Origin of the sequence: Synechococcus sp. MU1643, from assembly GCF_020514095.1 — a bacterium.
Taxonomy (GTDB): domain Bacteria; phylum Cyanobacteriota; class Cyanobacteriia; order PCC-6307; family Cyanobiaceae; genus Parasynechococcus.
This window is the reverse complement of sequence record NZ_VTKY01000010.1, coordinates 21,245-43,216: the sequence shown is the minus strand read 5'-3', so window position 1 is coordinate 43,216 and position 21,972 is coordinate 21,245. Positions and strand designations below refer to the sequence as shown.

The following is a 21,972-nucleotide window of genomic DNA, read 5'->3' as shown; positions in this document are numbered from 1 at the left end:
GGGGTATGTTGTCGATAGAGGTACAACCTGTGAGCGATACATTCGAGCATAAATCAAACTTCTATTTTTCTTATTTTATTGTCTTTATTCTTTCGATACATTTTTTTGCCGGAATACATCGCGTCTCGCTTGATTTAGTTTACCCTTACTCTGCTAGCAAAGAGGTTGCTGAATTTATAAGAAATTCGGAATATTCTAATTGGCCATTGTTTGGTACTAGAGATGTCGAAGTGACTTCTGTGTCGGGCTATCTTGGGTCTTCGATTCATTATCCAGAATTAAAAAGAAGAGGTACTTTTACAGAGTGGATAAATAGAGATTCAAATTTGCGCCGAGAGGATTCATTAAACCATATCTTAGATTATATGAAAAAGAATAAAAATTTAGACTCACTTCTTGTGATTTTAAGTAAAAGTTCAGATCTGGGTGATAGCTTTCATTCTGTAGATTTGCGGCTCTCTGAGGGATTCACGATCAGCTTTATTAAGCAGTTTCTGCGATCCTATAATGAACCTGAACGCTATTATCTCTATGAAGTACGAAGGATATGATATTTTCCAGGAGGTCAAGCCGAAAAATAAATTTCTTGGAGGTATTCGATGAGAATTGCTGTAGCAATTAGATTTTGCTAATCCAAGAAGATATTTTCAAAGAAAATGCTACCCATCTAAGATCAATGAAACATCAGACGCACTGCCATGTTCTAATTATATTTATCTTGCTGTTGATCTCGTTCATAACTCTATTTTGGTTCGATACGCAAAGCTTGGTTGCTCACGATGAGGGTTTATACGCAAGAAGAGCCAAACTTCTTTTCGAGTCTGGGGATTGGCTTTCACCATTTTTAACTCCTCATCATAAGACAGTTGGATCATACTGGCCAATTGCGAGTAGCTTTAAGCTCTTTGGTGTCAGCGATTGGGCAGCTAGATTGCCGAGTATTTTATCGGCAATAATTGCCACAAGCTTATTCTACTTTGTCTCGCGGCGATACTTTAATTCGCGCAGATCTTTTGTTGCGTCATTGGCATTGTTGGCTACACCTCTTTACTTTCAATATTCGCGCACATCAGGTCCGGATATGTTTTTTGTTTTGATTGTAATTGCCCAGGTACATTTCTTGGTATCAATAAATGAGTCATCTTATTTGTCAAGCCGCTTAAAAATGATTGGCCTTGGGGTATGCATTTCCCTGGCTTTTTTTGTGCGCAGTTTTGTTGCGCTTATCCCTATCATTTCGTTGGTGCCGTTGATTCTTTCTCGATACTACTATAAATCTGTATCTTTTTGGGCCTGGACTTTTTTTGGTGTGCTTTTGGGTTCTTTCCCATTGCTGTTAAACTTACATGCTGTTTTTATTGATCATGGCAGCGCTGGACTGCTGTCGTTATTTTCTTTTGCCTCTAAGAAGGTTGGTGCGACTGGATTCGGAGCATTCCCGAGTATTTCTTTCTATTTTTCGAGGGCTTTACTCCTTACTTTTCCTCTATTTCTTATTATTCTTTCGAATGCTAAATCTGTAAAAAAGGGTCTATCGCCGTCAGTTTTTGCTTCGTTGAAAAGTGAGATCAATTCTCTTGCGGTGTTGTTTCCGCTGATATATCTATCAACATTATCATTGATGGGTACGAGGCATTATCATTATTTGATTCCACTTGTTCCTTTCTTTGCTTTAAATATAGCCCGTATAGATCTTTCTTCAAAGAGTCGACAATTTAAGTTTGAGGCTTATTTTATTGCCTTCTTAGGGCTCCTTTATTTGCTGGGGGCTTGTCTGATTTATCTATTGCGACCAGGAGGTGTAATAGAGGCCTCGATTTATTTTGCATTTTTCGTTCTGCTTGTTTGCTCGTTATTGTGTTTTTGTACTTTTAGTCTTAAAATACTTTTTCTGAAAAAGGTGACTCCATTTGCATTATTTCTTGTGATTTTTGTCTCTCAGTTTTTGTCTCTTTCTGCTTTGGCGGGAGGAGGTCTGATATGGAGTACTAATAAAGAACTAAAGTCGTTAGCTAGTGTGATAAATGCTGAGTGCCGTTCGTCTGGTGTGTATCTCTATGGTTTGTCTAGTAAAGATTTGACTGTTTTGAAATTTTACTTAGACAAGTCCTATGTATTGGATGGGTCGAAAGATCTTCGGTCCTTTTCGAAGAAGTGCTTAGTTATTCCTGGCGAAGCGAAAGACAAATTATCGCAACAATTTGCCAATGGCTTGTTCGAGAAAACTTACTTTAGGTAAGAAGGAATTTGGTGATAATCTTTTTTCAACAATATCTGCTCTGGCTTGGATCTCCTTCTTTTTTATTCCAAGAATGATGTGCGATCGAGTTTTTCGTCGTTTGATTTTGCGTCGTAGGAGATGTTGTTTGAGTCTTTGTTTTTCTCTTGCCTTCAACTTCTTGGGCCTATGGCAGGGGTTTATTCGATTTCTTGAATCACTTGTTGCTTTTGGTGAAATGCAGATGTGTTTATTCCCGCGGTGATGTCACTCATGATTTGAAACTGCTTGTTCTCGACACAGCACCAGTCCCGAAAGCCAGCTACGGCATGTCCAGCTCCTTGCCTTCGCTTGAGCAAGTAAGCTTTCCTGGATTGTTCGGCTCGAACCCCAGCCTGGGTCATTGGGATTGAGCAGCAGCACGTTCCACTCCGCAATGACCTGTTTGGTCTTCGGGAAGCCGACGTTGATCCGTTGGCTGAACTGTGGAACCAGATAGCTCGTGGTGAGCACGGCGTCTTCCGGTTGGATCAGAGCCTGCGCTTCACCAACGCCTTTTAGCTGGGGCACTCGCGTCAGGTAGGGCCCGGAGAAGAACCAGGGCTTGGCCAGCGCCAGCCAACAGGCCACCGCCCAGCACAGCATCCAGGGAAAGCTCCGCTGGGGCTGGGCTTTTTCCTGCAGGCCATCGATGCAGGCCACCACGGCCACCAGTGCCAGGGGCAGGCTGTAGTGATGCACAAGGGTGCGGTAGCTCGCGGATGCCGAGAGCAGATTCACCAGCACCAGCGGAAGTCCGATCAGCAACGTGCTGAGCGAGGTCCGACGCCACAGGGCGATGCAGGGCAGGCAAAGCAGCAGCAGATATTCAGCTCCTCCGGCCCAATCCAGGCCACTGAGAACCGTGAGCGGATCGCCGTTCAAATGGTTGAACATTCGCGATGCGGCTTTGGGGCCTTCCCCATCCCGGAGCAGTGGGTAGAGCCAACGGCTGAGCATCAGCAGCCAGCCGATGCTCAGGCCCCAGGCCGCCAGGCTCCAGCGCCAACGCCGCCGGTAAGCAAGATCGATGGCCATGCCAGCGATTATCAGTAACAAGCCATCGCGGCAGCCCAGCATTAGCAGCAGCAAGCCAAACCAGATCTGGGGTCGGCTGTTGCGCTCGGCCCAGAGCGCCAGAGCGAAGGCGGGCATCACCCAGGTTTCGGGGTGAAAATCAAACAGAGCGGCGTTGAACACCACCGGCTGCAGCCACCACAGTGCGCAGACCAGCCAGCACTGCCGAGGTCCCAAACCCGCCTGCTGTGTGAGCCACCAAATCGGCACCGCAGTGATGCTCAGGGCCAGTGCCTGACTGGCCAGGAGCCAATGGATGCTCGGCAGGATTCGATAGGCCCCGCCCGCCAGATAGAGCATCCAGGCGCCATGATCGGCCATCACATGCACATGCTCCATCGAGGAGATGGGCGCTGCCCCTGAGCCGATCAGCCAGGCCCACTGATCAAACAGCCCCAGGTCGTAGGCATTGCTTTGCAGCAGGCCATGGCGTGCCGCCGTGATGCCCCAGAGCAGCAGACCTAGCCCTACAGACAGGACTATCAGCAGCGGGGGGCAGCTCTGCGGGCGCGATCGCCGGGAGTCATTGCTCGGACTGGAGATCATCGATCGGGATCAGGTAGGTCTTGCTGCGCGGGTCCACCCAGGCGCGTGGGCTTGCGTCCACCATCTCCTGCAGGAGCTGTTGCTGCTGTTCCGGCATCGGTCGGTAGGTGTTGTCCCACACGAAGCTGCCGGCCAGATGGCTGGCTCCAGCATGTTTCCAGTGCTGCAATTGCTCTTGTGTGAGGTGTTTGCTGGAGATCAGCCAGCCCTGACGGCGAGCCAGGTTGAGCAGAGTGGGATCGGTGCTGGTAATACTCACAATCCGCGCGTCGCTGGGCAGATCCCTGCGGATGGTGAGGGCTAACGGCATCCACGCCTCTCGCTGGCGATACTCCAGAGCCCAGTAATCCACTGAGAGAACTGTGAGGCTTACCGCCAGGGCAAGGCATAGCAATGATCGAGGCTGCCAGCGGGGCCTTTGTTTGTACCAGGTTTGCCAGCCCAAGCCGATTAATGGGGAGCTGAACAGCAGCAGCGGTAGTTGGTAGTACTCGTGAACTGTGCTTGCACGCATGGTGGCGATTGTGCAGAGCAGCACTCCAACTACGCCGCTGATGGCGATTTGCCCACCCGCGCTGCACCAGCTTGATTTGAAGCCGATCAGCAGGAACGGCACTCCCACCAACACCAGAACACGAAGGCCCACCCTCAGCAGGAGGTTGATCCAGCCGTTGAGGTCCAGCAGAAGACTGATGCTGCTGCGATCGGTTCCCGATCCCCAGAAACCGAAGCTCAGACCACTGGCTTGGCCCAGTTGATGGGAATGCCAGTACCAGCTAGCGATCGTCAACAGGCTGGTGCCTATGTACAGCCAGAAGCCCGGATATTTCAGCAGGCGAAGTACCCGGCCAGGCAGGGTGCGAAGGGGTGGGGCCTGGCCTTGTGGATTGGAGCTGAGCTGAACCATCAGCAGGGGTAGCCCCAGCCAGAGCAGGGGGATCACTTTTATTAGCCCGGCAGTTGTGAAGCACAACCAGCTCAAGCCCATGGACCAGGGCAACCGTCGTTCATTCCAGAGGCTCAGGCTCTCCAGGGCCCCTGCGGCACAGAGCAGCAATAGGGCTTCGGCTTGAAAGGCGCGCCCGAAATACACCCCCAAAGGTGCGATGGCAAAGACCAGACCCCCCCACCACCCAGCTTGGGGGTTGAACCAACGCCGGCCAAAGCGCATCACCAGCCAGATGGTCAAGGCGCTGCAGAGCACCGACAGACCGCGGCCTAGCCACTCGTGAAGGCCGACCAGCGCATAAAGGCGGCTCACCAGAAAGGGGTAGATGGGAAACTCCGACTCCACGAATCCGGCGCTTGCACCGCCCCAGTCGATTTGTGGAAGCCAAATGGGGGTGCCTTGTTCAGCGAAATGTCTTGCCATTGCGGCGGTGTCGGCCTGCCTCCAGCTGTGGACCCCCAGCACCGGCATCCAGATCTGCACCAGCCGCAGCAGGCTTCCCAGGCCGATGGGTAGCCAGGCCGGCCTAGGGATTGTTCCAGACAAAGCGGGATGAGGCCGCATAGTTCCAGACATAGACGACCACAATCCCGACCAGTTGAGCCCACAGGGCATGGTCCTGTATCAGCTTGTAAAAGCTTGTGGCAAGGCCAATGTTGGCAAGCGCGGGCAGAGATGCCACCAGTAGGAATTTCAGCAACCCCTGGATTAGTTGACGTCCGCTCTGGCGTCGGTCGCGGAAGGTCAGAGCGTTGTTTACCAGATAGTTCGAGCTTGCGGCGGTGATCACGGCCACTGGAAGTGCTTGCTGAAACGCCAGGTTGAACAGGCCCATTAGCAGTGCTGTGGACAGCAGCTGCACCACCACGCCTGAGGCGCCCACAAGCCCGAAACTGATCGCCCGCCGAGGAAGCAGTCGCAGGGTTGCGGTGTGAATCAAAGATACGACAAAGTCCCAGAGGACGGCGAGATCGAGTTTGGAGCTGCCGTGCAGCCGCGGCTGAAAGCGCAGAGGAATCTCTCCCACCTGCAAGCGCCCGCGGCTGATGGCCAGGAGTTCATAGAAAAATTTGAAGCCGTTCACATCCACTTGACGCACCAGCGGCAGGCAGCGGTTGAGGTGCAGCACGATGAAGCCGCTCATGCAATCGGTGACGTGCCGGTATGACCTTGGCAGGCTCCAACGGGCCAGACGGTTGGCAAGGTTGGAGCCATCGGTGCGTCGATCGCTGAGGCCTCGTATTTCGGAGTGGTCGAGGAAGCGGCTCCCCGCCACAAGGTCCAGTCCCTCTCGATTTAGCAGCTGCACGGCTTCTTCAACGGAGGCAGGTTCGTGCTGGCCATCGCTGTCCATCACCACAGCGGTGCAATAGAGGGCTGCGATCAAGCCTTCCTTGATGGCGCTGGCCAGTCCGGAGCGTCCCACCCGTTGGATGATCCGGATCCTGGGGTCTTGGCGGGCAAGGGCGCGAACCAGATCAGGGGTGCCATCGCGGGAATCGTCATCAACGACAAGTATTTCAAGCGGAAGATCTGTCCCTAGGTGCAGCAGGGATTCGATCACCTGGCGGATGGAACCGCCCTCGTTGAAGGTGGGCAACACGATGGACAGGCCGCTTTGGCTTGTCGTTCCTTCACGTTCCGCGGTGGACGACACAGTGGGCTCCAGTCGGGCTCAGGTTACCGACAGTTGGACAGGGTCCATCGCCCCGCCTGGCCTTCGGTGATGCAGTCCTTCTGGGTCTTGTCGCTGAGACGGCGGCCTGGGCCACCTTTGAAGCGCTGAATGCGTTGTTCGGCATACCAGTTCAGGCTGGGACGTTCGTCGTAACCCCTCAGCCTGATCTCGCTTCCAGGGTTGGCTCTGGCCAGGGCTGCCACAGGTTCTACGTGCCAGGTTTCGTTGAGCTCCCACAACCACAGGGGGGAGTGAAACAGCAGGGTCAGGGCTGCCACATTGCCGCAGCTGAGGCAGATCACCCCCAGTTGTCGTCGCTGTGGTGCGCCAGAGCGCAGCCACCATCCGCCCATACACCAGCCGAGGCCCAGTACAACCGCCAGGCTGCGGTAGGGCGCAAGGCCGCTGCCGATGCTGCTGAAGCTGCTCAGCCAAAGCAACAGGAGCAGCAGTCCGAGTCCGCACCAGAACGAAGGAAGCTGCATCAGCAACCAGCGCCAGGGGGGCTTTGGATTGCCAGCTGAATTCGACGAAGAAGAGGGCTGCTCCACCAGCCAAGCGAGCAGCGGAGCACAGAGGAGAGCAATGGGCAGCCAGAGAGGATGGCTGTACCAGGGGAGCTGGGTGCGCAGGGGAAGAATGGCCCCGGCCAAAGTGAGCAGGCAGGACAGAGACCAACGGCCCCAACGGCTCTGACGGCACCGCCAGGCCCAGACCAGGGCGAAGGGCAGCAGCGGCAGCCAGGCCCATCCTCCCTCCAGCACTTCGATCACCGGGACCCGCCAGCCCAGATCACTGCCCTCGCCAGCATCCAGAAGAACCCGCCCAGCGCCATCACCGCCCCAGAGCCAGAGCGCTTCGCTGCCTCGGATGTGGGCATGCCAGAGATGCCAGCCGATCCCCGGTGCCAGGCCCAGCGGCATTCCGATAAGGGCTGCCGATCTGTTGTTCCAGCATCTCCACTCCTGGCCCCAGGTCAGTGCCAAACCGGCGGCCACTGCCGCGGGCATCAGCAGCGGGGCTTTGAGCAGCAGCATGGCGCTGGCCATCAGGCCGGCGACGGCCCCCCAGAGTGCGCTGGTTCGGCTGCAGTTGAGCTTCAGCAGGGCCAGCCAAAGCAGAGCCATGGCAGACAGCTGGGTGCCATCCAGCATGGCCAGACGTCCGTGTCGGGCTACCGGCAACAACGTCAGCAGAATCACGCTGGTGGCGAGGGCGCTGGAGCGATCCCCAGGCCGCAGCGTCCATTGCAGCCAGCCTCCAAGGGGCACCACCAGGCACGACAGCAAGGCCGGTGCCAGACGGATCGTCCACTCTGAAGGGAGCTGGTCGGGTTGGGTTGTTGCTCCGATCACGAGGGCGATCAGGCTGTGCAGACCAGGGGCCTTGTTGAGGTAAGGCCTGTCCCAGAGGGTTGGCAGCAACGGGGCTTCTCCGAGTCCGTGGCGGAATTCCAGGGACACCCGGGCCACGGTGGCTTCATCGAAGTCCCGCAAAGGGAGATCGCCGAGGCCGATTAGGGCCAGAACGGCGGCGGCCAATCCAAGTCCCACCAATGCGATCCAGGGTGCTGCGTCAGGAGCTGAGCCGGAGCGCATGGGTGGCTCTCATCTGATTAAAAACTGAGTATGGTCCTTGTGTTCAGGATGCAGTGGCGTGGAGAGGTGTGAGCTTCCTTCGGGAGGTGGGCACAACTCCGAAGGCGTTGCCGGCATTCACAATCCTTCAGGAGGAGGTGTCCATGATTTCCAGTTGTTTGATCCAGGGTCTGCTGATCGCGGAGAACGCCGGCTGAACGGCGCCTTCTGACTGATCATCCGGTTCCGCGGCAAAAGTGGACCCGGCGAGAGCCCCCGTCCGGACCTCCGGGCGGGGGCATCGTTTATTTAGAGAGAATCCGCTGAGATGCAAACGGTATCTGCTGATACATGTCGATGTAAGTACCGGCACAAGCTGCATTGGATAACGAGTGACCAGCCCTCAAAATCCGGTTTGGCGTAGTAGCGCCAATTTCCTGTGTGAGGAATCCAAAATGAAGCTTTTCCAGCAACTGCTGGTGGCTCCTGCCGCCCTTGGCCTTCTGGCCACCGGCGCCAATGCCGCCGAGCTGAACATCAACGGCGTTTCTGATTACGCGGCTTCCGCTGATCAGGTAACCAGCGTCTCCCAGTTCTCCGACGTCTACCCCACCGACTGGGCCTATCAGGCTTTGGCTGGTTTGGTTGAGACCTACGGCTGCGTCGCCGGTTACCCCAACGGCACCTTCCGTGGCAACCGTGCCATGACCCGCTACGAAGCGGCTGCCCTGCTGAACGCCTGTCTCGATCGCGTCACCGAAGTGACCGACGAGCTGCGTCGCCTGATGGCTGAGTTCGAAACCGAGATGGCCATCGTCAAGGGTCGCGTTGACGGCCTCGAGGCCCGCGTTGGCGAACTGGAAGCAACCCAGTTCTCCACCACCACCAAGCTCAAAGGTAAAGCCACCTTTGTGACTGGCTTCATGGATTCTGAGGCTTCCGACGCTCAAGCTGACGACGACGCGCTCAGCTTCTCCTACGACTACCGCCTCGGCCTGAAGACTTCCTTCACCGGTAAGGATCTTCTGTTTGCTCGCCTGCGTGCAGGCAACATGAAGGATGGCGCTGCTTTCTCTGGTGGCTTCCGCAAGCTGGATGTTTCCGGTATGTCCGGCAACACCTTCAAGCTTGATCGCTTGTACTACAAGTTCCCTGTGGGTTCAGGTCTGACGGCCATCGTTGGTCCTATGGCTCGTAACACCGAAAGCCTGGGCATGAAGCCCACGGCCTACACGGTGAAGACCCTGAATATGTTCGGTGGTCAATTCGGTGCTGGCAACGTTTACAACAAAGAGACCGGCGGTCTCGTTGGTCTGATCTGGAAGCAAAAAGTTGCCAAGGGTGAGCCTCGCCTGACTGCTGCCTTGAACTACGTCGCTGATGACGGAGAGCAGGCCAGCTCTGGTAAAGGCATGTTCACTGCTAAATCCAAGGGCAACACCACTGCCCAGCTGGGTTACGGCACTAAGGAGTGGGGCGCGGCCCTTGGCTACCGCTATGGCCAATGTGGCGCAGGCTTCGGCACTGCCTACAAGGCTGTTAAGCAGAGCTGCGGAAGTGACAACGTCGATTCTCAGAACTTTGCTCTGAACGGCTTCTGGAAGCCTGAAGAGACAGGTTTCATTCCTTCCGTCAGCCTTGCTTATGGCTGGTCTGATCTCGAAGGAAGCACCGTCGACGAGGCCCAAACTTGGATGGTTGGTCTGCAGTGGGACAAAGTCGCCAATACTCCCCACAGCCTGGCTGTTGGTTTTGGTGCTCCCCTGTACGTTGAGTCCCAAGACGGTACTGATCCCGATGCTCCCGAGCTCGCTTGGGAAGCCTCTCTGAAGTACAAGGTCTCCAAGAACATCACCATGATTCCGGCAATCTTCTATCTGCCTGAGTCCAACTCCTCCCAGGGTGTATCTGGCAAGGAGCAGTTCGGTGCCGTCCTCCAGACCGTCTTCAAGTTCTGATCATTTGGTCCAACTTCGGTTGGGCCTCAAGAACACCCTTCTTCACACACAAACAGAACAAGCCCTCCGCATAGGAGGGCTTTTTTTATGGCCCATCTGCGGGCAAGCTGCAGCTATGAGCATTGCTCCTGATATCACGGCCTTGATCGGTGGCACGCCCCTGGTGCGCTTAAACCGTCTGCCCCAGACCTGCGGCTGCCAGGCCGAGATCCTGGCCAAATTGGAGAGTTTCAATCCATCCGCCTCGGTCAAAGACCGCATTGCCAGTGGCATGGTGCTGGAGGCGGAGCAGGCCGGCACGATCGTTCCCGGTCGAACGGTGCTGGTGGAGCCCACCAGCGGCAACACCGGGATCGCCCTGGCCATGGTGGCGGCGGCCCGGGGCTACCGGCTGATTCTCACCATGCCGGACACCATGAGCACGGAGCGTCGCTCGATGTTGCGGGCCTACGGCGCCGAGTTGCAGCTCACCGACGGTGCCCAGGGCATGAATGGGGCCATCGCGCTGGCCAAGGAATTGGTGGATGAGATTCCCAACGCCTATCTGCTGCAGCAGTTCGACAACCCTGCCAATCCAGCCGTGCATGAACGCACCACGGCGGAGGAGATCTGGCGCGATACCGAGGGCCAGATCGATGCCTTTGTGGCGGGGGTGGGCACCGGTGGCACCATCACCGGTTGTGGCCGTTTGTTGAAACAGCGCCAGCCGCAGCTTCAGGTGATTGCTGTGGAGCCCGAAGCCAGTGCAGTGCTGTCTGGGAAGCCTCCTGGGGCCCATCGCATCCAGGGGATTGGGGCTGGTTTTGTGCCTGCGGTGCTGGAACTGGATCGGATTGATTCGATCCTCACGGTGAGCGATGAGGAAGCGATGCAGGTGGGCCGGCGCCTGGCCCGGGAGGAGGGTCTGCTCTGCGGCATCAGCAGTGGAGCAGCCATGGCCGCAGCCCTGCGGGTGGGCCAAGATCCCGCCATGGCGGGCAAACGCTTGGTGGTGATGCTGGCTAGTTATGGCGAGCGCTACCTTTCCACCCCAATGTTCAGTGCTGCGTCCCAGCTCCCCGCCCGGAGGGATGGCCAGCTGTGAGCGACCCCTATGCCGTGCTTGGTGTCAGCAGCACCGCCAGCAACGCTGAAATCAAAGTGGCTTACCGCCAGCTGGTGAAGCAGCACCACCCCGATGCCGGTGGCGACGACCAGCGGATGCTGGCCCTCAATGCCGCCTGGGAAGTTCTCGGCGATGCCGAGCGCCGGAAGGCCTTTGATCGCGCGCGGCCCGGGCCGGGCCGAGCGGCATCGCCGACGGAGCTGCGCCGGGCCAGCCGCGTCCACGACCGTGCTGTGGCTGAGGATGATGTCTTGGTGGAGTGGCTGCGGCGGGTTTACGCCCCCATCGATCGCATGCTCGGTGAGGTCATCAATCCTTTCCCCAAGCAACTCAAGGCACTGTCGGCTGATCCCTACGACGAGGAGCTGATGGAGGCGTTCTGCAGCTATCTCGAGTCGAGCGGACGGCGGATGGACAAGGTCAAGCAACTGTTCCAGTCATTGCCAACGCCGGCCTCGGCCCGTGGTTTTGGTCTGAGCCTGTACCACTGCCTTTCGGAAGTGGAGGACGCTCTGGCCGAACTGGAGCGCTACACCATGGGTTATGTGGATGGGTATCTCCACGATGGTCGCGAGATGCTGCGGGAGGCCAAGCAGCGACGCAAGCGGCTCCAAGATGAACGGCGTCGCTTGGAGATCGTGTGAAACAGCGTTGGCGTTTCTGGGCTTTGGTGGCCCTGATCTGGGTGCTCTCCACTCTGGTGGATCGGCTGTGGTGGAACCTGCAAACCGGTGTTCCTGCCTGGGATCAGGCCGACTACCTCAACAGCGCCATGGACCATGGCCGCGCTTTGGGGCTGCTGCCCGGTGGCGCTTGGCGGGGTTGGCAGGCGCTGCTGGATCTTTCCCCAAAAATTCCGCCATTGGCCTCTCTTGTGAACGGCAGTGTGATGGCGATCACTGGAGATGCTCCAGAGCAGGCGGCCTGGAGCCTCAGTCTTTGGAACGGGTTGCTCCTGGTGGTGATGGCGGGCTGGGGACGGCGCCTGCAGGGGGATGGCGTGGCCCTGATCGCCTGCCTGTTGGCGGCATTGACGCCAGCCTTTCTGGATCTGCGCACGGACTACGTGCTGGAGATGGCCCTAGTCGCCACTTGCAGTTTGGCGATCTGGCGTCTCGGGGTCTGGTGCGATCCCAAAAACGGTGGCCGCTGGGGGCAGGCCTGGGGATGCACCCTGGCAGCAATTGCTGCGGTGCTGGTGAAGCAGAGCGCTCTGTTGGTGCTTGTCCCTGCAGGACTCTGGGCCGCTGGGATCGCGTTGCGGCGGGGTGGTTCCTGGTTGCGGCAGGCCATGTTGCTGCCCCTGCTCACAGCGGCACTGATCGGCCCCTGGTTGCGTCACAACTGGATCACCAGTCTCGGGGGCACCAACCGGGCTGTGTTCGAGTCGGCGTCTCGGGAAGGGGATCCCGGCGTGCTCAGCCTGGCCAGTTGGCTGTGGTATCCCAACTTGTTGCCGGAGCAGTTGGGCGGCGTGCTGCTGGTGGTGGGCTTGTCGGGGCTGCTGCTTTGGTGCTGGCAGCGTCAGCAGCACTCCACAGACGATCCATGGTCTTGGCGCTGGCTTTTGATCAATTTGTTGGCGGCTTGGGTGCTCACCACGCTGAGTCCGAACAAAGGCGACCGCTACATCACGCCTGTCATCCCCTCCATGTTGTTGCTCCTGGCCCGGGGTTGGTTGCAGTGGGGCCATTGGTTGAAGGCCCAGCGTCCCGGCTTGGTCTGGCCCCTCTTCGGTGCCGGTCTTATGGCTTGTCTTCCGGCGGGCTGGACCCATCAGCTCCAACGTTTTGAGAATCGGCCCCATGGCCCGGTGGAGGCTGTGGTGAAGGCTGCCGGTGGTGCAGACCCCAGCACTCCTCCTGCCACCTTGATCGTCGTGCCCAGCACCTCCGACCTCAACCAGCACAACGTCAGTTTTTACGGTCGTCGCCACGGAGGACGGACCGTTGGCCGGCAGCTGGGGGGCAGCCTCCAAGACCGTGAGCCTGTGCTGGCACGGACGGAATGGGTGGTGTTAGCGGAAGGAAATCAGGGATCGGTGCGCAAAGCCGCACGACGGCTGGATCAAGCAGTGCGCAGCAGTGGTGTGTTCGAGCTGGTGCATCAGTTTGAGCGTTCCCGGGGCGGAAGTTATTCCCTCTGGCGCCGCCGCGCGACGCATCCAATTTCAGGCCCCTCCTTCGCGGAGAGTTTCCCCGATCTCGCCGCTGGCTTGGCGGCAGGGCCGGTGGGGCTTGATCCGGTATTCGCTGTGGTGGGGCAGGAGCACATGCTCGATGGGCATTTCAGCTATCGCGAGCCGGTGCGTTCTGAGGCCCTGGAGACCTTGGCCCAGGATCCGGAGGCGGTAAAACCGCGTTGGACCCTTGCTCTGCTGGCGGTGTTGGAAAACCGCCCGGCTCAGGCAGCAGAGCAGTTCGAGGCTCTGCAACGGCTGTTGCCCGATAACCCCTGGCCAGCGGCTTACCGCAGTGTGGTGAGCTTGGCGGGTTTGAACCCCTGGCAGGCCGCCGTTGCTGCGGATGGGGCCAGCGTTTCGAATCCCGTACTGGCGGCGCTTGGTGATCTCAGCGGCGTGCTGTCCGGTGCTGTTTGGCGCATCCCCGCCGCCATTACGACAGTTCGAGCGGCCGTCACTTCCGTGGAGGAGGCCCTGGAGCCCGCCTCCAAACAAGAGCAGGATCAGGAGCAGGGTTCCAGCTGATCCATCCGCAGCCACACGTCGGGGACGGGACGGTTCCAGCGCACCTGGCCGTAGTCCCCTTTCACCACCAGCAGTTCACCGGGGCCTTCGAAGATGTAGTCGGGGGCCGTGGGGTCGCTGGCAGAGGCCTCAAGGCTGGCGCTGTAGGCGGCCTTGTTTACCTTGACCAAAGCACCTTTGCGCAGCGCAGCAGGCTTGGCCTTGGCGGGGGCAGCGACGTCGGATTCGGCCATGGCAGGGGAAGGTGATGGCACCAGGCTAAAACCATTCGCCCACAAACCCCTTAGCCTCCCAGCCGCACCACCACCGCTTTCATGCGTCTGCTGCTCTTTGGCTGCACTGGTTTTGTTGGCCGTGAGCTCCTGCCGCTCCTGCTCCAGGCCGGGCATCAGCTCACGGTGGTCAGCCGCCGGTTGGCCCGTGGCTATGACGCTGAACGGGCGGATGGGCGACTGACCTGGATGCAGTTCGACCCCGCCAGCAGCAGCACCTGGGCCGACGCCGGGTTGTTGGATGCCCTCAACCAGGCCGATGCGGTGGTCAACCTGGCGGGCGAACCGATTGCCGAAAAACGTTGGAGCCCGACCCACCGGCAGTTGCTTGAAACCAGTCGTCTGGAGACGACCTCTCAGTTGGTGAAGGCGATTAAGGCTTGTGCAACGCCACCGAAGGTGCTGGTGAATGCCTCGGCGATTGGCTTCTACGGATCCAGCCTGGACAAGCGTTTTCTCGAATCGAGCGACCCGGGCGACGACTTCCTTGCGAGCTTGTGTCAGCGGTGGGAAGCGGCGGCTGAGGCGGTGCCTTCAGCGGTTCGGCAGGTGACCTTGCGCATCGGCATTGTTTTGGCCGCCGACGGCGGCGCACTCGGAAAAATGCTTCCGATTTTCCGCACAGGGTTTGGCGGTCCGATCGGCAGTGGCCGGCAGTGGATGAGTTGGATCCATCGCAGTGACCTCTGCGCTCTGATCCTTCAATCCCTGAAGGACGAGAGCTGGAGTGGTGTGATCAATGCCGTGGCTCCCGAGCCGGTGTCCATGACGGCCTTCTGCAAGCAGTTGGGGCGCAGCCTGGGCCGTCCCAGTTTGTTGCCGGTGCCAGCCCCTGTTCTGCAGGTGCTGCTGGGGGACGGCGCCAAGGTGGTGTTGGAGGGTCAGCAGGTTGCTTCGGAGCGGCTTGATGCTCTGAACTTCAGCTTCCGCTACCCCGATCTGGCTTCAGCACTCGCCGCTGCCACCAGCTGAAGATGCCGCTCACCAGGGCGGCCATGATCAGCAGGCTGATGGCTGGGGCGAACAGGGGTTGCCACAACACCTGAACCTGGTCCATCAGCCAGTCATCGCCTTGGCCCTGTCTGACCACGGCAACGGCGAAGACTCCTGCTCCGATAAACACCAGCAGCACATTCACCATCAGCAGACGGTCGAGCCAGCGTTTCCAGGCCGGTTCTGACGGGGCACTCATGGAAGCAGTGCGCAAATGGCTGCCGCCATTCTCGGGCCTCCACCCGCTTCTCCGAGGCGTCGTTTGGCTTCCACTTGGCATTGCTGTTGCAAGCCAGGATCCCTTCGCGCACGATCCAGCAGAGCCATGGCCAGCTCCGCTGTGGCCTTCAAGGCCTCACGGCTGCCACCCTCTCCGGGGGCGCAGAACACCGTGGGGCCCAGCAGGCGCCGTTGGGCTTCAGCGAATGCTGCTGTGAATTGAGGCCCCTGGCCCGGTACCTGCAGCACCGGTTTGGCCAGCCCCACGGCCTGCTCGATGGCGGTACCCGCCATGCCGATCACCAAGTCGCTGTGCTGCAGCACGGCACTGAAGCTCCCGCGGCAAACGTTGATCGCCCGGGCACCCTCACGTTTCAGCACTCCGCTCTCCAAATGCCAACCGCATCGTTCGCTGAGCCGCTGCAAGCTGTTGTCATCGAGGCTGGGCACCAAGGCCAAATCCACGTTGCAGTGAACTGTGCGGGGTAGCAGCTCGATCAGCAGCAGCAGCAGTTGCAGGTTCTGCTCCAGTTCCGGGCGGCGGCTGCCGGGCAACAGAGCGATGCGTGCCGTGCTGGTGGGCGGGGGGAGTGCCGCTGTTAGCACCGAATCCATGAAGGGATTGCCCAGGAAGGTCACCGGCCGTTGCAGTTGCCTGCTGAGGTCCTCGGCGGTGCGTTGATCGCGGCTGTAAAGCGCTTTGAACCGGCGACTTTTCAGCAGAGTGGCGCAGGGCCAGGGCAGGCGCAGCGTCCCTTCGTAGTGACTGGAGTAGGCGACCAGGTACGTCGCCACTGGGCGGTGGCTGAGCCATGCCGCGATCACGGGGATCACATCCCCCACCACCAGGATCAGATCAAAGTGATGCCGGTAGCGGATCAGACGGATCAGGCGTCTGAGCAGATACAGCACTTGACCCTGGACGATCTCGGTGAGGCGACCGCGAAGACTGGTGTAGCCAATGCCGCCGGTGCTGAATTCATGGCTGCGTCCCAGCAGCCGCACTCCGGCTTTGCGATAGGGGCTGCCAAGCCCAGCGAGGGGTAGTGCCTGCACGCTGTGCCCTTTCTGCTGCAGCTCCTGGGCCAGCAGCGCGCCTGACTGGTCTTCGCCGTGGCCATTGCTGAGAAGCAGGATGCGTGCCATCGCCGGGGTGCCCTTCACCACATCCAGGTGTTCGGATCCGAACGATCCGATGGAGGCCGCACGCGAACCTGGGACGGCAGGCGGTTGATGGTCCAGGTGGCTGTCATGCAGGGTCTGTCAGGCAGGCAGAGCGTCCGTTGTGATCAGAGCTCAAGCCAGGCTTTCACTTTTTCGAGGGCCTTCCAGCCGGGTTTGCGCTCGAGCCCATCGGCGATCGAGGCCTTGAGTTCACTGGACACCTCTGGGGCCAGGGCCATCACCTGCTGCACCACCTGGATGTGGTCGCGCACGCCCTTGGATTGGGTCTCCAGCAACGCCAGGCTCAGATTGATCCTGGCCTGGGGGTCCTGGCCGTTGAGTTTCACGGCGAAACGTGCCGACCGCAGCGCCTCCTCCGCCTGGTCGCAAAGCAGCTGCAGCCAGGCCAGGCAGGTCCAGCCAGCTGATTGGCGGGGAGCTGCTTCAACGATGCGGGCGAAATCAGGCAGAACCTCTTCGGCCGCGGCGCCGGCCTGATAGCGGGCCATGGCCTGTTCAAACAGGTTGTCCTGGGAAGTCTCCATCAACAGGGAGAGGGCAGTGATCTCCCCTCAGATTCCCACGCGGCTTCGCTCATACGGCGAAGGAACTGCCGCAGCCACAGGTCTGGCTGGCGTTGGGGTTGGTGAAATTGAAGCCACCACCGATCAGGGCAGTGCTGAAGTCCAGCTGCATTCCGTAGATGTAGAGCAGGCTTTTCGGATCACAGATCACCCGGAAGTTCTGGCCATCAGCGGCCACGTATTCGTAGGTCTCGTCGTCGTCGAGGGTGTCTGAGGCGGGCACGAAATCCATCGTGTAACTCATGCCACTGCAGCCCCCGGAGCGGACCCCGACGCGCAGCACTTGGTTCTCACCCTGTTCGCCACAAAGCTTCGCGAGCTGCTGCATCGCCGGTTCAGTGATCAGGATGCCCTTGCCGTCTTTGGCGGTATGGGCCGGCGCGGTATCGGGGGTGGAAGTCATGGTCGACGCAGGCTCGTGCTCTCACTCTATGAACGCTCATACATAGAGTCGCCTTAGTTGACCAGATCTTGTGCGGGTCGCGATCGTTGGTTCCGGCCTCGCCGGCCTCTCCGCTGCAGTTGACCTCGTGGATGCAGGCCATGAGGTGAATCTCTACGAAGCCCGCCCCTTCATGGGCGGCAAGGTGGGCAGCTGGGTGGATGAGGGCGGTAACCACATCGAGATGGGGTTGCACGTCTTCTTTTTCAACTACGCCAACCTCTTTGCCCTGATGCGCAAGGTGGGAGCGTTCGAGAACCTTCTGCCGAAGCAGCACACGCACCTGTTCGTGAACAAGGGAGGTGATCTGCGGGAGCTGGATTTCCGCTTCCCCATCGGTGCACCTTTCAACGGCCTCAAGGCGTTTTTCACCACACCGCAGCTCAGCTGGATCGACAAGCTGCGCAATGCCCTGGCCTTGGGTACTAGTCCGATCGTGCGGGGTCTGGTGGATTACGAGGGGGCGATGCGCACCATCCGAGCTCTCGATTCCGTCAGTTTCCAGGACTGGTTTGTGGGCCATGGCGGCAGCCCTGAAAGCATCCGGCGGATGTGGAATCCCATTGCCTATGCCCTGGGCTTCATCGACTGCGAGGCCATCTCCGCCCGCTGCATGCTCACCATCTTCATGATGTTTGCGGCCAAGACGGAAGCCTCCAAGCTCAATCTGCTGAAGGGATCACCCCACCGCTGGCTGACGGGTCCGATCTTCGACTACATCCAGCAGCGTGGAGGCAAGTTGCATCTGCGTCACCGGGTGAAGCAGGTGGACTACAGCGAGGGTGAATCCCCTGAGATCACAGGCCTGCAGCTGGGAACGCCCGAAGGAGACATCCGTGTTGAGGCTGACGCCTACCTGGCCGCGTGTGATGTTCCCGGGATTCAGAAACTGCTGCCCGAGGCCTGGAACCGTTACCCCCAGTTCAAGGCGATTCATCAGTTGGAGGCCGTGCCCGTGGCCACCGTTCAGCTCCGCTACGACGGCTGGGTGACTGAGCTGGGCGATGCCCAGGAAGCCCAGCGCCGGGATGTGGCAACACCCACGGGGCTCAACAACTTGCTGTACACGGCTGATGCCGATTTCAGCTGTTTTGCCGATTTGGCCCTGGCCAGCCCGGAGGATTACCGCAAGGAGGGAGAAGGCTCCCTGCTCCAATGCGTGCTCACTCCAGGTGATCCCTGGATTCCCAAGTCGGTGGATGAGATCGTGGCCCACACCGACCGCCAAGTGCGCGAGCTGTTCCCCTCGGCCTGCAACCTCAAGCTCACCTGGAGCAACGTGGTGAAACTGGCTCAGTCGTTGTACCGGGAAGCCCCGGGCATGGAGCCCTACCGCCCGGAGCAGCGCACGCCGATTCGTAATTTCTTCCTGGCCGGCAGCTATACCCGCCAGGACTACATCGATTCGATGGAGGGGGCCACGATGAGCGGTCATCTGGCAGCGGCTGCCATCCTCGATCAGCCTGCAAAGCTGGCGACCAACGCGGCGGTGGCCTGATGGGACGCTGGCTCGAACACACGGTCACCTCCGAGGTGCATGCACCGGCCGCCAAGGTCTGGGAGGTCTGGAGTGATCTCGAAGCGATGCCCCGTTGGATGCGATGGATTGAATCGGTTAAGCCCCTGGAGGATCCCGATCTCACCGATTGGACCTTGGCGGCCCAGGGCTTCCGCTTCAGCTGGAAAGCCCGAATCACGCAGCGGGTCGAAGCCCAGCAATTGCACTGGGAATCGGTGGGGGGGCTGCCCACCAAAGGGGCTGTCCGCTTCTACCCCGAAGCCGATGACCGCACTGTGGTCAAGCTGAGTGTGAGCTACGAACTGCCTGGGGTCTTGGCACCGCTCATGGAACCCAGCATCCTGGGGGGCATCGTGACCAAGGAGCTCCAGGCGAACCTTGACCGTTTCCGTGACCTGGTGGAAGCAGGCGGCTGAGCGCTGGCTTGCCCCTGTTGCCGTGTTGGTGGTCGTTGGTGGCTGTGGCGGTGAAACGCCAACGGCCACGGTGCTGCCACCGGTGCCAGTGAAACCTGCGCCGCTGCCGGAAACGTCAGCGTCGGCGGCTCCACCGATTGGTCTCATCCCTCTGCCTTCGGCTGAGGAGGTGCAGCAGGCCGCCCCCGGCGGACGGGAGGATCCCTTTGGCCCTCTGGTTGCTATGGAGGCTGCGGATGATCAGGACCCCACGACCGGCCTCACCCTGACGGGGGTTCTGCTGGTGGGAGATCAGAAACGAGCCATGGTGACCACCCCCACCGGTAGCGGTGTGATCTGTATGGTCTCCGATGGCCGCTGCGGCGAGGATGCTCCGGTGCTGCTTCCGACAGGATGGTCGGTGCTCAGCATCGATGTGGCGCGCGGCTGCATTCGCCTGGCGCTGAACGATGAGCCTCAGGATCCCTTCTGCATCGCCTGAGCGCAGGCTGCGGCTAACCCTTCGAGATCGTGGGGGTTGGCCTCAGCATCCATCCGGCCGAAGCATTGGAGGCAGCTGCGGCTGGTCTGGGGGCCGATCGAAATCACCTTCACCCCCTCCAAACGTTCAGCCCACCCAGCGCCGAAGCGTTGCTCCAGAAGTTGCGCGGTGTGCTCCGCTGTCTTCCCGCTGCTGAAGGCGATGGCATCGACCCTGCCCTCCTCTAGCGCTACTGCTGTTGGCTCCGGCATCGCGGCGGGGCAGCCGGACTCGTAGGCCGCCACTTCCACCACCCTTACCCCGGCCTCACCGAAGGCGTCCGCCAGCAGGGTGCGACCACCGCTTTGAACCCGTGGCAAAAGCATCTTGAGGCCCCAGCCCGAGACTGGGAAGTGATCGATCAAGCTGTCGGCCACGAAGCTCGGGGGCACGAAATCTGCAGCTGCCCCAAGGTCGTCCAGCACCTGCGCCGTTTTGCGACCCACCGCCGCAATCTTGAGGCTGGCGGGGCGTCGGGCCAGGCAACGGCCGAGGCGCTGCAGCCGCTGCTCCACGGCCTGCACGCCATTGGCGCTGGAGAACACCAGCCAGTGAAAGCTCTCCAAGTCCTCGAGGGCATCATCCAGGGGGCCCCAGTGGTCGGGTGGTCCGATGACCAGGGCCGGAAGGTCCAGCACCGTTGCCCCACGCTCTTCCAGCAGCTGTCTCGCGGCCCCCTGCTGGTCGGCCGCGCGGGTGACGATCACCGTTCGGCTCTGCAAGGGATGGCTCAAGCCACAGCCTCCCCGTCCAGCTTCACGATCCCCCGCACCTTCTCGCGCAGTTGCTCAGCTGCGTCGGCGCTTCCTTGAGCCTGAAGCAGGTTGATGGCGCGGATGAAGCTGCTGCGAGCGGCGTCGATGTTGCCGCCCAGCAATTGCGCCACAGCATTGTTCTGATGGCACTCGGCGTTGTTGGGATCCAGGCTGAGAGCGCGCCCATAGGCCTCCAGGGCCGCAGCGAGGTCGCCGCGCCTCCGCTGCATCAACCCCAGGTTGTACCAGGCGAGGGCCACTTCAGGAGCCCGCTGGGCGGCGGTTTGGGTAAGGCTGATGGCTTCCGCAAGGTCTCCCTGTTCCATCAGTCGGGCTGCCAGGTTGAGACGCGCTCCAAGACTCACTCGCGTGTCCAGGGGGATCTCCAGGGCTTGCCGGTAGCAGCTCACCGCTTGGGTGGGATCACTGGGGCTCAGGGCCAGGCCCAGGTGCAGCAGCAGCTCATAGCGTTCGGCACTGGCCGTTGCGCACTGCTTCAGACCGCTTCGCAGCAAGGGAATGGCGTCTTCGGTCTTGCCTTCGCTGATCAACAGTCCCCCGAGCTTGGCGCTGGCGTAGGGATCACCGGGACGGTTCTTCAGGTCGTCTTCCATGGCCTTCCGCAGCCGATCCGCCTTGTCGCTGCCGGCCAGCAGCTCAGGTCGGTAGCCGTCATGAAGGATTGCCGGCTCACTGCAATCGGCAATGCGCCATTGGGGTTCCGTCTCCAGCAGGGTGCGAACGCTGTCGTCGATCATCGAGTGGTACGGCCGGCTCCACCGGATCGAAGGGTGGCGGCGGAACAGACGACTGACGCTGGAATAGGGCGCCATGGCGGCCCCGACTTCGTAGCGCAGCAGGTTGATCACCAGCACATCGGGCTGGGCCATCAGGGCTTTGAGTGCGGGGATGGCCTCAGCACGCAGCTGCTCGTCCGCGTCCAGCACCAGCACCCAGTCACCGTTGAGAAATTCCAGGGCCTCGTTGCGGGCTGGAGCGAAGTCACCCGGCCAGGTGATCTGTTCAACCCTTGCTCCAGCAGCCTCGGCAATGGCCACCGTGGCATCGGTGGAGCCGGTGTCCACCACCACCATCTCCTCGGCGAAGCCCTGCACGGAGCGCAGACACTCTCCGAGACGCGCCTCTTCGTCGCGCACGATCATCGAGAGGCTGAGCATGGCCGGGCGGCTTGAGGTTGGCGCGAGATTAGATGCGGTTGGCCAGTGCGGTTGGT

21 protein-coding genes and 1 pseudogene are annotated in these 21,972 nt (G+C 59.8%); 11 read left to right on the top strand and 11 right to left on the bottom strand.

The features are described from left to right. Nucleotides 1-551 (top strand): annotated as a pseudogene (locus tag FZX09_RS11350) (hypothetical protein); the annotation flags it as partial. Nucleotides 552-724: 173 nt separating this feature from the next. Next, entirely contained in the window at nucleotides 725-2,239 is a 1,515-nt protein-coding gene (locus FZX09_RS11345; RefSeq protein ID WP_226402927.1) for a glycosyltransferase family 39 protein, read from the top strand. A 246-nt stretch (nucleotides 2,240-2,485) separates the two neighbouring features. Here FZX09_RS11345 and FZX09_RS11340 read toward each other — a convergent pair whose 3' ends face one another. Genes FZX09_RS11340 through FZX09_RS11325 form a run of 4 tightly spaced genes read right to left on the bottom strand, consistent with a single transcriptional unit; the run spans nucleotide 2,486 to nucleotide 8,105 of the window. After that, nucleotides 2,486-3,880: a DUF2079 domain-containing protein gene (locus FZX09_RS11340; RefSeq protein WP_226402925.1), complete on the bottom strand. Its 1,395-nt coding sequence runs from the start codon at nucleotides 3,878-3,880 to the stop codon at nucleotides 2,486-2,488. Next, a complete protein-coding gene (locus FZX09_RS11335; protein ID WP_226402923.1) occupies nucleotides 3,858-5,393 on the bottom strand; it encodes a glycosyltransferase family 39 protein in 1,536 nt (511 codons plus the stop codon). Before FZX09_RS11335 ends, FZX09_RS11340 begins: the two co-directional genes overlap by 23 nt. Further along, entirely contained in the window at nucleotides 5,356-6,486 is a 1,131-nt protein-coding gene (locus tag FZX09_RS11330; RefSeq protein WP_226402921.1) for a glycosyltransferase, read from the bottom strand. Before FZX09_RS11330 ends, FZX09_RS11335 begins: the two co-directional genes overlap by 38 nt. A gap of 23 nt (nucleotides 6,487-6,509) precedes the next feature. Further along, nucleotides 6,510-8,105: a glycosyltransferase family 39 protein gene (locus tag FZX09_RS11325; RefSeq protein WP_226402919.1), complete on the bottom strand. Its 1,596-nt coding sequence runs from the start codon at nucleotides 8,103-8,105 to the stop codon at nucleotides 6,510-6,512. A gap of 68 nt (nucleotides 8,106-8,173) precedes the next feature. On the opposite strand from FZX09_RS11325, the gene FZX09_RS11940 reads away from it, so the two are divergent. The 5 genes from FZX09_RS11940 to FZX09_RS11305 all read left to right on the top strand — a co-directional run bounded on the left by FZX09_RS11940 (nucleotide 8,174) and on the right by FZX09_RS11305 (nucleotide 13,854). Then, nucleotides 8,174-8,302 (top strand): hypothetical protein, encoded by a 129-nt coding sequence (locus FZX09_RS11940; protein WP_255599850.1) that lies wholly within the window; start codon nucleotides 8,174-8,176, stop codon nucleotides 8,300-8,302. A 237-nt stretch (nucleotides 8,303-8,539) separates the two neighbouring features. Continuing rightward, entirely contained in the window at nucleotides 8,540-10,042 is a 1,503-nt protein-coding gene (locus tag FZX09_RS11320; protein WP_226402917.1) for an iron uptake porin, read from the top strand. Between the two features lie 115 nt (nucleotides 10,043-10,157). Further along, entirely contained in the window at nucleotides 10,158-11,126 is a 969-nt protein-coding gene (gene cysK, locus FZX09_RS11315; protein WP_226402915.1) for a cysteine synthase A, read from the top strand. After that, a complete protein-coding gene (locus tag FZX09_RS11310) occupies nucleotides 11,123-11,791 on the top strand; it encodes a J domain-containing protein (protein ID WP_226402913.1) in 669 nt (222 codons plus the stop codon). The genes cysK and FZX09_RS11310 overlap by 4 nt, the downstream gene beginning before the upstream one ends. After that, a complete protein-coding gene (locus FZX09_RS11305) occupies nucleotides 11,788-13,854 on the top strand; it encodes a glycosyltransferase family 39 protein (protein WP_226402911.1) in 2,067 nt (688 codons plus the stop codon). Before FZX09_RS11310 ends, FZX09_RS11305 begins: the two co-directional genes overlap by 4 nt. Here the strand turns inward: FZX09_RS11305 and FZX09_RS11300 are convergent. Then, complete coding sequence (locus FZX09_RS11300) at nucleotides 13,833-14,087, bottom strand: NAD(P)H-quinone oxidoreductase subunit O (protein ID WP_226402909.1); 255 nt, start codon at nucleotides 14,085-14,087, stop codon at nucleotides 13,833-13,835. The genes FZX09_RS11305 and FZX09_RS11300 overlap by 22 nt on opposite strands. 81 nt (nucleotides 14,088-14,168) lie before the next feature. Between FZX09_RS11300 and FZX09_RS11295 the strand changes: the two genes are divergently transcribed. Then, the gene (locus FZX09_RS11295; RefSeq protein ID WP_226402907.1) at nucleotides 14,169-15,098 is read left to right on the top strand and encodes a TIGR01777 family oxidoreductase; all 930 of its coding nucleotides are present in this window, start codon (nucleotides 14,169-14,171) and stop codon (nucleotides 15,096-15,098) included. Here the strand turns inward: FZX09_RS11295 and FZX09_RS11290 are convergent. The 4 genes from FZX09_RS11290 to FZX09_RS11275 all read right to left on the bottom strand — a co-directional run bounded on the left by FZX09_RS11290 (nucleotide 15,046) and on the right by FZX09_RS11275 (nucleotide 17,489). Continuing rightward, on the bottom strand, nucleotides 15,046-15,318 hold the full coding sequence (locus tag FZX09_RS11290) for a hypothetical protein (RefSeq protein WP_226402905.1): 273 nt from the start codon (nucleotides 15,316-15,318) through the stop codon (nucleotides 15,046-15,048). The two genes, FZX09_RS11295 and FZX09_RS11290, sit on opposite strands and share 53 nt — an antisense overlap. Further along, entirely contained in the window at nucleotides 15,315-16,484 is a 1,170-nt protein-coding gene (locus FZX09_RS11285; RefSeq protein WP_226402931.1) for a lipid-A-disaccharide synthase-related protein, read from the bottom strand. The genes FZX09_RS11290 and FZX09_RS11285 overlap by 4 nt, the downstream gene beginning before the upstream one ends. Nucleotides 16,485-16,627: 143 nt before the next feature. Beyond that, nucleotides 16,628-17,047 carry a hypothetical protein gene (locus FZX09_RS11280; protein ID WP_226402903.1) on the bottom strand — a complete coding sequence of 140 codons (420 nt, stop codon included), beginning with the start codon at nucleotides 17,045-17,047 and terminating at the stop codon, nucleotides 16,628-16,630. Nucleotides 17,048-17,096: 49 nt separating this feature from the next. After that, complete coding sequence (locus tag FZX09_RS11275) at nucleotides 17,097-17,489, bottom strand: iron-sulfur cluster assembly accessory protein (protein WP_226402901.1); 393 nt, start codon at nucleotides 17,487-17,489, stop codon at nucleotides 17,097-17,099. Between the two features lie 70 nt (nucleotides 17,490-17,559). Between FZX09_RS11275 and zds the strand changes: the two genes are divergently transcribed. Genes zds through FZX09_RS11260 form a run of 3 tightly spaced genes read left to right on the top strand, consistent with a single transcriptional unit; the run spans nucleotide 17,560 to nucleotide 19,944 of the window. Then, a complete protein-coding gene (zds, locus tag FZX09_RS11270; RefSeq protein WP_226402899.1) occupies nucleotides 17,560-19,026 on the top strand; it encodes a 9,9'-di-cis-zeta-carotene desaturase in 1,467 nt (488 codons plus the stop codon). After that, a complete protein-coding gene (locus FZX09_RS11265) occupies nucleotides 19,026-19,463 on the top strand; it encodes an SRPBCC family protein (protein ID WP_226402897.1) in 438 nt (145 codons plus the stop codon). The genes zds and FZX09_RS11265 overlap by 1 nt, the downstream gene beginning before the upstream one ends. Beyond that, nucleotides 19,426-19,944 (top strand): hypothetical protein, encoded by a 519-nt coding sequence (locus FZX09_RS11260; protein WP_226402895.1) that lies wholly within the window; start codon nucleotides 19,426-19,428, stop codon nucleotides 19,942-19,944. The genes FZX09_RS11265 and FZX09_RS11260 overlap by 38 nt, the downstream gene beginning before the upstream one ends. Here the strand turns inward: FZX09_RS11260 and FZX09_RS11255 are convergent. After that, nucleotides 19,920-20,717, bottom strand: a complete 798-nt coding sequence (locus tag FZX09_RS11255) for a uroporphyrinogen-III synthase (RefSeq protein ID WP_226402893.1) — start codon at nucleotides 20,715-20,717, stop codon at nucleotides 19,920-19,922. The genes FZX09_RS11260 and FZX09_RS11255 overlap by 25 nt on opposite strands. Next, nucleotides 20,714-21,916 carry a glycosyltransferase family 2 protein gene (locus FZX09_RS11250; protein WP_226402891.1) on the bottom strand — a complete coding sequence of 401 codons (1,203 nt, stop codon included), beginning with the start codon at nucleotides 21,914-21,916 and terminating at the stop codon, nucleotides 20,714-20,716. Before FZX09_RS11250 ends, FZX09_RS11255 begins: the two co-directional genes overlap by 4 nt. Nucleotides 21,917-21,972: the final 56 nt, after the last annotated feature.